General features: G+C 65.1%; 8 protein-coding genes. 6 read left to right on the top strand and 2 right to left on the bottom strand.

Annotated features, from left to right (window positions below; genetic code table 11):
* Window positions 1–718 precede the first annotated feature (718 nt).
* Both ilvD and AC0L27_RS22780 read left to right on the top strand, forming a co-directional pair.
* Window positions 719–2,443: a dihydroxy-acid dehydratase gene (gene ilvD, locus AC0L27_RS22785; RefSeq protein WP_275171213.1), complete on the top strand. Its 1,725-nt coding sequence runs from the start codon at window positions 719–721 to the stop codon at window positions 2,441–2,443.
* A complete protein-coding gene (locus AC0L27_RS22780; protein WP_354210098.1) occupies window positions 2,430–3,251 on the top strand; it encodes a tetratricopeptide repeat protein in 822 nt (273 codons plus the stop codon). The genes ilvD and AC0L27_RS22780 overlap by 14 nt, the downstream gene beginning before the upstream one ends.
* Window positions 3,252–3,266: 15 nt before the next feature.
* Here the strand turns inward: AC0L27_RS22780 and xth are convergent, their stop codons facing one another.
* A complete protein-coding gene (gene xth, locus AC0L27_RS22775) occupies window positions 3,267–4,064 on the bottom strand; it encodes an exodeoxyribonuclease III (protein ID WP_354210097.1) in 798 nt (265 codons plus the stop codon).
* A gap of 134 nt (window positions 4,065–4,198) precedes the next feature.
* Between xth and AC0L27_RS22770 the strand changes: the two genes are divergently transcribed.
* A complete protein-coding gene (locus AC0L27_RS22770) occupies window positions 4,199–6,529 on the top strand; it encodes a hybrid sensor histidine kinase/response regulator (RefSeq protein ID WP_473320422.1) in 2,331 nt (776 codons plus the stop codon).
* 9 nt (window positions 6,530–6,538) lie between these two features.
* Here the strand turns inward: AC0L27_RS22770 and erpA are convergent, their stop codons facing one another.
* Window positions 6,539–6,868: an iron-sulfur cluster insertion protein ErpA gene (gene erpA / locus AC0L27_RS22765; RefSeq protein WP_007610737.1), complete on the bottom strand. Its 330-nt coding sequence runs from the start codon at window positions 6,866–6,868 to the stop codon at window positions 6,539–6,541.
* Between the two features lie 134 nt (window positions 6,869–7,002).
* On the opposite strand from erpA, the gene AC0L27_RS22760 reads away from it, so the two are divergent.
* The 3 genes from AC0L27_RS22760 (at window position 7,003) to AC0L27_RS22750 (ending at window position 11,716) form a co-directional block, all read left to right on the top strand.
* Window positions 7,003–8,211, top strand: coding sequence for a deoxyguanosinetriphosphate triphosphohydrolase (locus AC0L27_RS22760; protein WP_275171210.1), 1,209 nt, complete (start codon window positions 7,003–7,005; stop codon window positions 8,209–8,211).
* Between the two features lie 9 nt (window positions 8,212–8,220).
* A complete protein-coding gene (gene argS / locus AC0L27_RS22755) occupies window positions 8,221–10,011 on the top strand; it encodes an arginine--tRNA ligase (RefSeq protein WP_354210095.1) in 1,791 nt (596 codons plus the stop codon).
* 139 nt (window positions 10,012–10,150) lie between these two features.
* Window positions 10,151–11,716 (top strand): SPOR domain-containing protein, encoded by a 1,566-nt coding sequence (locus tag AC0L27_RS22750; protein ID WP_354210111.1) that lies wholly within the window; start codon window positions 10,151–10,153, stop codon window positions 11,714–11,716.
* Window positions 11,717–11,730 lie beyond the last annotated feature (14 nt).

The raw sequence follows: 11,730 nt of genomic DNA, 5'->3' as shown, positions 1-11,730 counted from the left end.
TGTGCTTTTCGCGCAGCGGACCGCGGGTGCCAGCCGGCACCCGGCCTTCCCTGCGCCCTCTTGGATAAGAGGGTGGAGGAGTGACCAGGCAAAGCTCGGGCGAAACGCGCCGCGAGGACGCGAAGCCGTGTCTGCAATTCAAAATGCGAGATGGAAGAGCGATGCGGCTACCCCTTGCTCCGTCATTGCGAGCGCAGCGAAGCAATCCAGTCTGTCGCCGCGGAAAGATTCTGGATTGCTTCGCTGCGACGATGTGGAGAGAGTGTGCGCCACACTCGCTCTCGTGCCGCCGACGCGCGCAGCAACGTCAAGCGCCCTTAGCGCATGTGGGAGACGCAGTGGGCGATGCTGAAGGCGCCGACTCACCTGGCGGGCCTCTTAGCGCGCCGAAATGAGGCGTCGCACGCGTACTGAAAACCTTAAGTTGTGGATTGTCCTCCCAAGAGGGGTATCACAGTAAGCGCGCTCGTGTCCTTCAGGCCACAATTGTGCCGTCCGCGCAACACCCGCCACGGATTTAACCATCATCTCTGTCCGTTCGCATCAACGCCGCTTTTTGGCCACACCCGAACATGAATAAAATCACTCTAATGTTTTAGCGGCAGTCGGTGGTCCTCGAAGGCGACGGGAAATCCCCAAGGTCGATCCAAAAGGTCGATTCAAATCTTGGCTCTGATTTTTCGGGTCTGAAAGGGTTGGCCGGGGAAACTGGTTTGCGATGGACGCGAAGACCGACATCAAGAAGAGGCTGCCGAGCCGTCACGTGACGGAAGGCCCTGCGCGCGCGCCCCATCGTTCCTACCTCTACGCCATGGGTCTGACCACCGAGCAGATCCACCAGCCCTTCGTCGGCGTCGCCTCGTGCTGGAACGAGGCCGCGCCCTGCAACATCTCCCTGATGCGCCAGGCGCAGGCGGTGAAGAAGGGCGTGGCAGCCGCCGGCGGCACGCCACGGGAATTCTGCACCATCACCGTGACCGACGGCATCGCCATGGGCCATGACGGCATGCGCTCCTCGCTGCCGTCACGCGAATGCATTGCCGATTCCGTCGAATTGACGATCCGCGGTCACGCCTATGACGCCCTCGTTGGCCTCGCCGGCTGCGACAAGTCGCTGCCGGGGATGATGATGGCGATGGTCCGCCTCAACGTGCCCTCGATCTTCATCTATGGCGGCTCGATCCTGCCCGGCAATTTCCGGGGCCAGCAGGTCACCGTGCAAGACATGTTCGAAGCCGTCGGCAAGCACTCCGTCGGCGCGATGTCCGACGAGGACCTCGACGAGATCGAGCGCGTGGCGTGCCCCTCGGCGGGTGCCTGCGGCGCGCAGTTCACCGCCAACACGATGGCGACCGTCTCCGAGGCGATCGGGCTGGCGCTGCCGTACTCGGCTGGAGCTCCGGCCCCCTATGAAATTCGTGACGCCTTCTGCATGACCGCGGGCGAGCAGGTCATGGAGTTGATCGCTCAAAACATCCGGCCGCGCGACATCGTCACCCTCAAGGCGCTGGAGAATGCCGCCGCCGTGGTCGCCGCGTCCGGTGGCTCAACTAATGCTGCACTGCACCTGCCGGCGATCGCGCACGAGTGCGGCATCAAGTTCGACTTGTTCGACGTCGCCGAAATCTTCAAAAAGACACCGTACGTCGCGGATTTGAAGCCGGGCGGCCGTTATGTCGCCAAAGACATGTTTGAAGTAGGTGGCATACCGCTTCTGATGAAGACGCTGCTCGACAACGGATTTCTCCACGGTGACTGCATGACCGTCACCGGTCGAACGATCGCCGAAAACCTCAAAAGCGTGAAGTGGAATCCGCACCAGGACGTGGTGCACCCGGCAGACAAGCCCATTACCGTCACCGGCGGTGTGGTTGGTCTGAAGGGCAATTTGGCGCCAGAAGGTGCGATCGTGAAAGTCGCGGGAATGTCCAACCTCAGGTTCACCGGTCCGGCCAGGTGCTTCGACCGTGAGGAGGATGCTTTCGAGGCCGTCCAGAAGCGCACCTACCGCGAAGGCGAAGTCATCGTGATCCGCTACGAGGGGCCCAAGGGCGGTCCCGGCATGCGGGAAATGCTCCAGACCACCGCGGCGCTGACCGGCCAGGGCATGGGCGGCAAGATCGCGCTCATCACCGACGGCCGCTTCTCCGGCGCCACCCGCGGCTTCTGCATCGGCCATGTCGGGCCGGAAGCCGCCATCGGCGGCCCGATCGGGCTGCTCGAGGACGGCGATATCATCGAGATCGACGCGGTCGCCGGTACCCTTAACGTAAAATTGAGCGACCAAGAGCTTGCCCAGCGCAAGACCAAATGGACCGCTCGCGCGACTAACCACACGACGGGCGCGCTCTGGAAATATGCTCAGCAGGTTGGACCAGCGGTCGGTGGGGCAGTGACCCATCCGGGCGGCGCGCACGAGAAACAGTGCTATGCGGACATCTAGGCGTACAATCGTTGCGTTTGTGTTGGGGGCCACCGCGCTGGCCGCGCCGGCGCTCGCCTTTGACGGCGCACCCGTCAGCCAGAAGGATGCGGCCATCCCGGTGGTCACGACCCTGCCGGGCGCAGCAGGCAAGGTGCGCAATGTACCGCCAGTCGTGCCCCAGGAAACCTCGCTCAGCGCCCTGCAATATGCCGCGGAGGGGGGCCACCCCATCGCGCAGTGGAAGCTCGGCCGCATGTACGCCAATGGCGACGGCGTCGCCCAGGACGATGTGCGCGCGTTCGAGTATTTCACCCGCATCGCCAACGCGCATGCCGAGGACAGCCCGTCCGCGCCGCAGGCGCAGATCGTCGCCAACGCCTTTGTGGCGCTCGGCCGCTATTATCTCAGCGGCATCCCGAATTCGAAGGTCAAGCCGGACCACGAGCGGGCGCGGGAAATGTTCTCCTATGCCGCGTCCTATTTCGGCAATGCGGATGCGCAATACGATCTCGCCCGCCTGTACCTGAAGACACCGGACGCTTCGCGCGAGGATTTCCGCTACGGCGCGCGCTGGCTTGGGCTCGCCGCGCAGAAGGGCCAGCACGAGGCCCAGGCGCTGCTCGGCCAGATGCTGTTCAACGGCGACCGCCTGCCGCGGCAGGCCGCGCGCGGCCTGATGTGGCTGACGCTGGCGCGGGACAGCGCAGGCAGCGACGAGACCTGGATCAAGGAAAACTACAACCGCGCCTTCGCAAAGGCCTCCGACGACGATCGCGCCATGTGCCTGCAAATGCTGGAGCAGTGGGTGCAAGGCCGCCGGGAGTGATGGGTCGGGGCGGCCTCACGCCGCCTCGAGATCGAGATCCGCCCACACCGGCACGTGGTCCGACGGCTTCTCCCAGCTGCGCACATAGCTGTCGATACCGACATTGGCGAGCCGGTCGCTGGCCTGTGGCGACAGCAGCAGATGGTCGATCCGCAGGCCGTGATTCTTCTGCCAGGCGCCGGCCTGGTAATCCCAGAAAGTGTAGAGCCCGGGCTCGTCGGTGACGGCCCGAAGCGCATCGGTCAGGCCGAGGCCGAGCAGGGACTGAAAACTCTCCCGCGTCTCGGCCTTGAACAGGGCGTCCTCGGTCCAGGCGGCGGGATTATGGACGTCCCGGGCATGCGGGATGACGTTGAAGTCGCCTGCGAGGATCAGCGGCTCCTCGGTCTTGAGGCGCTCCTTCGAATACTCAAGAAGCCGCGACATCCATTTGAGCTTGTAGGGATATTTCTCGGTCCCGACCGGATTGCCGTTGGGCAGATAGAGGCAGGCGATACGCAGCACTCCGCGCTTGAGCGTCACCACGCCTTCGAGGAAGCGGGCGTGCGCATCCTCGTCGTCGCCGGCCAGCCCCGACTTGGTCTCGTCGAACCGAAGCTTCGAGAGCAGGGCGACACCGTTGAACGTCTTCTGCCCATGAGTGACCACGTTGTAGCCGAGCGCCTCGATCTCCAGCCGCGGGAAGGCCTCGTCGACACATTTGATTTCCTGGAGGCAGACGATGTCCGGTTGGCACTCCTTCAGCCAGGTCAGCAACAGGTCGATCCGCTGCCGGACCGAGTTCACGTTCCAGGTGGCGATTCTGATGGGCATGTCGGCGGGCTCCTGGCAGGGGTCATGGTTAGAACAAAATGCAAACGCGCCCGTCAAGGAGGCTGCGAAATCTCCCACAAAATTAACCCGGCTTAAGTCGGGCCTGGGCCATTGATCGTGAAAAGGTTTTTCGAATGGGATGGCCGGACAAATCCATGAAGCGAACCGAGCCCCGCCACGGGTTGATCGGCGCGTTCCTGTACTGGCTCGGCGGCTACGAGATCGAGGACGGCTTGACCGCCGGTCTCAGCGAGCGCGAACTGAGCCGCATCCGCGCCAAGCAGATCGACGCGGTGATACAGCTGATCCCCGTGACGATGGCTGTCACCATGCTCAACGTTGCCGTTGTGCTGATACTGTTCTGGGGCAGGGGCTGGAACGACTTTCTCGCGATCTGGGGCATGACCCTCGCCACCGCCGCCTCGCTCGCGGTGCGCGCGTGGCGGCGCTCCCACCAGAGCCCGCCCCAGGAAGCCTCGCCCCGCGCGGCGCGGCAGATGTTGCGGCAGGCGTTTTTCCTCGCCGCGATCTGGGGCACGCTGCCAGTCGCGCTGTTCAGCCGCATCGAGCCGACCAGCCAGCTCATTCTGGCCTGCCTGATGGTCGGCATGATGTCCGGCGGCGCCTTCACGCTCTCGACCTTCCCGCGCGCGGGCCTCGTCTATCTCGCGACGACGACGATCGCCTGCGCCGGTGCGTTGCTGTTGTGCGGCACCGGGCCTTACCTCGTGACCGCGGTGTTCCTGCTGCTGTTCGCGTTCTTCATGGCGCGCAACATCGTCTCGCAAGGCAATCTGTTCCTCGGCAATCTGAAGGCCCAGCTCGAGCTCGAGCGCCAGACCGAGATCATTTCGCTGTTGCTGAAGGACTTTCAGGAGAACGCCAGCGACTGGCTGTGGCAGACCGATGCCGAAGGGCATCTGGTCGACGTGCCCGAGCGCTTCGCCGCCGTCGCACAGCTGCCACTGCCGCTGCTGAAGGGCGCGCATTTCGCCGACGTGCTCGACATGCTGTGCCCCGAAGACAAGAGTGCGGCCTACAACGTCGTCGGCCTGATGGAGCACGCCGAACCGCTGCATGAGATGAACCTCAAAGTGGTCGCCGGCGGGGAGGCGCGGCTGTGGTCGCTCACTGCGAAGCCGGCCCACGACCGCGACGGTCAATTCCTCGGCTATCGCGGCTTCGGCCGCGACGTGACCGAGCGCTGGCGCGCGGAAAAGGCCGAGGCCGAGAGCCGGGCCAAATCGGATTTCCTGGCGGTGATGAGCCACGAGATCCGCACGCCGATGAACGGCGTGCTCGGGCTTGCCAGCATGCTGCTGGAGACAAAACTCGATCCGGAGCAGCACGAGGCCGTCACCACGATCCGCGAGTCCGGCGACAATCTCCAGCGCATCCTCAACGACATCCTGGACCTCTCCAAGCTCGAGGCCGGACGCTTCGCGTTCGAGGTGATCGACTTCGCGCCGCAGGCGCTGGTCGAAGCGGTGGCGACCGTCGTGCGCGCGAGCGCCAAGAGCAAGGGGCTCGCGGTCAAGGTCGAGCTCGATCCCAACCTGCCGCCGACGCTGCGCGGCGATGTCGCGCGTATCCGCCAGGTCCTGCTCAATCTCGCTTCCAACGCGGTGAAGTTCACCGACGAAGGCGAAGTCACGATCGCGGCCGTCTGTCAGGCCCGCCGCGATCTGCTCGCCACCGTCGAATGGAGCGTGACCGACAGCGGCATCGGCATCGCCCCCGAGAAGCTTGGCCAGCTCTTCTCCGACTTCGCCCAGGCCGACGCCTCGATCAGCCGCCGCTTCGGCGGCACCGGGCTTGGGCTTGCGATCTCCCGGCGCATCATCGAGCAGATGGGCGGCACCATCGGCGTCACCTCGACGCCGGGCGAAGGCTCGACCTTCCGCTTTACGCTGGTGCTGCCGTGGAGCCAGGTGCAAACGTCCGATCACGACGCAGGCCGCGAGGAAGCCGACGATCTCAAGGCGCGCATCGCGGGCCTCGACCGACCGCTGAAGGTGCTGGTCGCCGAGGACGACGCCGTCAACCGCATGGTCGTGAGCAAGATGCTCGGTGCCTTCGATGTCGAGTTGCGCGTCGCGACCGACGGTGTCGAGGCCGTCGCGGCCGTGTCCGAAGGCGATTACGATATCGTGCTGATGGACGTCCGCATGCCCGAGATGGACGGCCTTGCCGCGACCCGCGCGATCCGCGCCGAGGGCGGACGCTTCGCGGCCTTGCCGATCGTCGCGCTGACCGCCAATGCCTTTCCCGAGGACGTCAAGATCTGTCGCGAGGCGGGGATGTCCGACTTCCTGGCCAAACCGCTGCGCAAGCCCGCGCTAGTGACGGCGCTGCTGCGCGCGCTGGACGGCCAATGGGTGTCGGAGGAGGCACCGCTTCAGCCAGAGCAGATGCCGGTCGAGGCGGACTGGACGGACGAGGAAAGGCTGATCACCGGCGCTTAGCCGGCGACGTCAGATCGAGAAGCTGGTCCCGCAGCCGCAGGACGCCGTGGCGTTCGGATTGTTGACGCGGAACGAGGCGCCGATCAGATCGTCGACGAAATCGACCTGCGACCCCGCCAGGAACGGCTGCGAGGCGGAATCGACCAGCACCACTGCATTGTCCTGCTCGATCACGAGATCGTCGTCGGTGCGGGCACGGTCAATGTCGAACTTGTACTGGAAGCCGGAGCAGCCGCCGCCCTCGACCGAGATCCGCAGCATCGCGCCAGACCCTTCGCCCTTGAGGATCTCCCCAATCCGGCGTGCGGCCTTGTCACTGATGGTCACGTCAGTCGTCATCGTTCGTCTCCGATAGCCCCGCGGGCACACCAAGGGCACCTGAAGGTCGCTTGCCCAATTCAGTTGGTATCCCGCGTCCGGCATAGTTAAGTGCCACAATACGCAGAATCAAATGGATAGGGACTAAATTCGCCGTGTCCGTCGGAATGGCTGCCCCCCACGCGCCCTATGCCTGCGATCCCGAGCGCAGTCGCGGCCGGCTGGTCGCGGAACCGCCGAGCCGGACCCGCAGCCCATTCCGGCGGGATTGCGACCGGGTGATCCATTCCACCGCGTTCCGCCGGCTGAAGTACAAGACCCAAGTGTTCGTGTTCCACGAAGGCGACCACTACCGCACCCGGCTGACCCATTCGCTGGAGGTGGCGCAGATCGCCCGGGCGCTGGCGCGGCAGCTCGGGCTGGACGAGGACCTCACGGAAACCCTCGCGCTCGCCCACGACCTCGGTCATCCGCCGTTCGGGCACGCCGGCGAGCGGGCGCTGGACGCCTGCCTGAAGGATTTTGGCGGCTTCGACCACAACGCCCAGACGCTCCGCGTCGTTGCTGCGTTGGAACACCGCTATCCCGAATTCGACGGACTCAACCTGACCTGGGAGTCGCTGGAGGGCATCGTCAAGCACAACGGTCCGCTGACCGATCGCAGCGGTGCGCCGGTCGGGCGTTATCGCGAGCACGGCATTCCCGTCGGCATCGCCGACTACATCAAGACGTACGATCTCCAACTGTGGAGTTTCGCCTCGCTGGAGGCACAGGTTGCCGCGATCGCCGACGACATCGCCTATGATGCCCACGACATCGACGACGGTCTGCGCGCCGGCCTGTTTCACCTCGACGACCTCAAGGTGATGCCCCTGACCGCGGAGATCATCGCCGAGACGTCGGCGCATTACCCCGATCTGGAAGACGTCAGGCGCGGCGCCGAGCTGGTGCGCGAGCTGATCTCGCACCTGATCGGTGCCGTGTTCGCCGAGGCGCAGAAGAGCCTCGCCGCCGTGAAACCGCAATCCGCCCAGGACGTCCGCCAGCAGAGCCGGGCATTGATCGCGTTCCCCGCCGCGGTCGCCGAGCAGGAAGCCGCCATCAAGCGCTTTCTCTATCAGCACATGTACCGCCACAAGCGGGTCATGCGGGTGATGGGCGAGGCCGAACAGATCCTGTTCGACCTGTTCGCGAAATACCTCAAATCGCCCGGCGAGCTGCCGCCGGAATGGCTGGTCGGGGCGGAGGCGGACAATGAGGGCGACCGGGCCCGCCGGATCGGGAATTTCATTGCTGGAATGACCGACCGTTTCGCCCTGACCGAGCACCAGCGGCTCTTTGACTCGACCCCGGATTTGCGTTAGGCGGCGCCCATGCCCGACACATCCTCAGCACTGCACCTGTTCGCCGACGTGCTCGCACGCGTGCACGCGGTCTGCCGCGCGCTCGCGGCGGAAGCCAGCTGGCCCGAGGGCATCGATTTCTCGCGCGTGGTGGTCGAGCCGCCGCGCGATGCCTCCCACGGCGACATGGCGACCAACGCGGCCATGGTGCTTGCGAAAGAGGCAAAGGCAAAGCCGCGCGATCTCGCCGAGCAGATCGCCGAACGGCTGCGCGCGGATGCCCTGATCGCCAAGGTCGACGTCGCCGGTCCCGGCTTCATCAACCTGACGCTGAAGCCGGCCGCATGGGCCGAGGCGCTACGGACCGTGCTGCGCGAGGGCGCCGATTACGGCCGCGTCCGCGGCGGCTCCAAGATCAACGTCGAATATGTCTCCGCCAACCCGACCGGACCGATGCATGTCGGCCATTGCCGCGGCGCCGTGTTCGGCGACGCGCTGGCGAGCCTGCTCGAGTTCGCGGGCCGTGACGTCACGCGCGAATATTACATCAACGACGCCGGCGCGCAGGTAGACGTGCTCGCCCGCTCCGCGTTCCTCAGATATCGCGAGGCGCTCGGCGAGGACATCGGCGCGATCCCGGAAGGCCTCTATCCCGGCGACTATCTGAAGCCGGTCGGGCAAGCGCTGGCGCAGGAGCACGGCGGCAAGCTCCTCGCAATGAGCGAGGGCGCGTGGCTGCCGACGGTGCGAGCCAAGGCCATCGCGATGATGATGGACGAGATCAAGGACGATCTCGCCGCGCTCAACATCCGTCACGATGTGTTCTTCTCCGAACGCTCGCTGCAGGACGCCGGCAACAACAAGGTCGCCGAGACCATCGATTTCCTGCGCGCCAAGGGCGACATCTACCAGGGCCGTCTGCCGCCGCCAAAGGGCGCCCCGGCCGAGGATTGGGAAGATCGCGAGCAGTTGCTGTTCAAGGCGACCGCCTATGGCGACGACGTCGATCGCCCGCTGATCAAGTCGGATAATTCCTACACCTACTTCGCCGCCGACATCGCCTACCACAAGAACAAGTTCGACCGTGGTTTCGCGGAGATGATCGACGTCTGGGGCGCCGACCATGGCGGCTACATCAAGCGCATGCAGGCGGCGGTGAAGGCGACGACCTCCGGCAAGGGGGCGCTCGACGTCAAGATCGTCCAGCTCGTGAAATTGCTGCGCAACGGCGAGCCGGTGAAAATGTCCAAGCGGAGCGGGGACTTCGTCACCTTGCGTGAGGTGGTGGATGAAGTCGGCCAGGACGCTGTCCGCTTCATGATGCTCTACCGCAAGAACGACGCGGTGCTCGACTTCGACCTCGCCAAGGTCATGGAACAGTCGCGCGACAACCCGGTGTTCTATGTCCAGTACGGCCACGCCCGCGGCCATTCGATCTTCCGCAACGCCCGGGCCGAGGTGTTCCCGGAACTCCCGGAGGAAACCGAAAAGCGCATCGCCTGGCTCGGTGAGTCGGCCGTGGAACGGCTGTCGGACCCGGCTGAACTCGACCTTCTTAAGCGGCTCGCAATTTTTCCGCGCATGCTGGAAGCGGCGGCAAGCGCCCACGAGCCGCACCGAATTGCTTTCTATCTCTATGACTTAGCGAGTGAATTTCACGCACTTTGGACGAAGGGGCGCGATTTGCCCTATTTACGCTTCATTATCAATAATGATGCAGATCTAACGAAGGCGCGGCTGGCCATGGTCCAGGGCGTCGTCTCTGTCCTGGCATCGGGCCTCGCCATCCTCGGCGTCCATGCTCCGGACGAGATGCGGTAGTTTGGGGCGAACTACTTAAGAGATTTCGGGGGTAACCGGCAGAAGCCGGATCGCTTAGACTTGGTTGAAAGCCTTGTGGGTCGAAGGCCGTGCCTTGGTCGAGGGGCGCGCGGCTTTCCCGAAGGGACGCATCATCACGATGGCCGAACGATATCAGGACAGACCGTTTCCTTCCGATGACTATGGTCGCGGTGGCGATCAGCATGGGGGCGGCGATCCCTTGGCCGAACTTGCCCGCCTGATCGGGCAGACCGATCCGTTCGCAGCGCAAGGGCGGCCGGGTGCGCAGCCGCCTGCACCGCCTGCGCCCGCCCAGAGCTATCAGGACGACGACTACCGCCAGGACGATGGCCAGCAGGATTATGCCGAGCAGGCGCCACCGCCCGGACCGCCCTCATGGATGCGGCGCGCCAATGTGCAGCCGCAGACGGCGCCATCTGAGCCTGCCTATCCCGCTTCCGTAAACCCGGTTCATCCACTGCATCGTTATTCAGCCCAGCCGACTGCGCCCGAGCCCGAACCTGATTTTCGTCAGCCGCAGGCCTATCCGGATCAGGCCTATCAAGCTCCTGTCTATCAAGCTCCTGCCTATCAGGATCAGGCCTACCAGCAGCACGACCAGGCTTACCAGGAGCAGGCCTATCAGCAGCCCGATCCGGCGCGCTATGACGATGCGCTCTACGGACGGCTGGAGGCGGGCGAGCAGGACTATCAGCGCGATCCCGCCTATCCCGACGATCCTTACGCATTCCAGAGCGACTACCCCGAGGCCGACCTCGACGAGCCGAAGAAGCAGCGCGGCGGCATGATGACGGTCGCGGCGATCCTGGCGCTTGCCGTGGTCGGGACCGGCGCTGCGTTCGCCTACAAGACCTATGTGGGCTCGCCCCGCAGCGGCGAGCCGCCGATCATCAAGGCCGACAACACGCCGACCAAAATCGTGCCGGCGCCGTCGGACTCCTCGGCCAAGGTGCCGGACCGCATGGTCACCGGTGATGGCACCGAGAAGATCGTGCCGCGCGAGGAGGCGCCTGTCGACGTCAATGCCAAGGCGGGAGGTCCCCGCGTGGTATTCCCTCCGCTGAACCAGAACGCGAACCCGCCACCGGTCGCGAGCGTGTCGCCGTCCAGCATCCCGGCGTCGAGTGCGGGGCCGATCCCGAGCAACGGCACGCTGCCGAACAATTCGCCACGCGCGATCAGGACTGTGGCCGTGAAGGGCGATCAGACCGATGCCACGGCGTCGCAAGCCGCCACGGCCGCGAAGCCGGCAGCTCTCCCGAAGCCCGTTGCGGCACCGGCTGCACCGCGCACGCCGCCGACCTCGGCCAATGCCAGCGCCAATCAGCCGCTCTCGCTGTCGCCGCAATCGGCGCCGGCTGCGGAGCCGCCGCAGCGGATGGCTGCGACCAATCCGACGCAAATTGCGCCCCCGAGCAGCGGTGGCGGCGGCTACGTCGTGCAGGTCTCCTCGCAGCAGACCGAGGATAGCGCCCACGCCTCCTACCGGGTGCTTCAGAGCAAGTACGGCAGCGTGCTTGGCTCCCGCGCACCGGTGGTCAAGCGGGTCGACCTGACCGACAAGGGCAAGGGAATCGTCTACCGCGCCTTCGCTGGGCCCTACGGCTCGCTCGAAGAGGCGAACCAGGCCTGCAACAGTTTGAAATCCGCTGGCCTGTCTGCCTGCTTCGTCCAGAGGAATTAACGGCCGTTTCCTTG

It is taken from the genome of Bradyrhizobium sp. Ken51, from assembly GCF_055807435.1.
The sequence above is the reverse complement of the archived record's forward strand: the minus strand, read 5'-3'. Positions and strand labels throughout refer to the sequence as shown.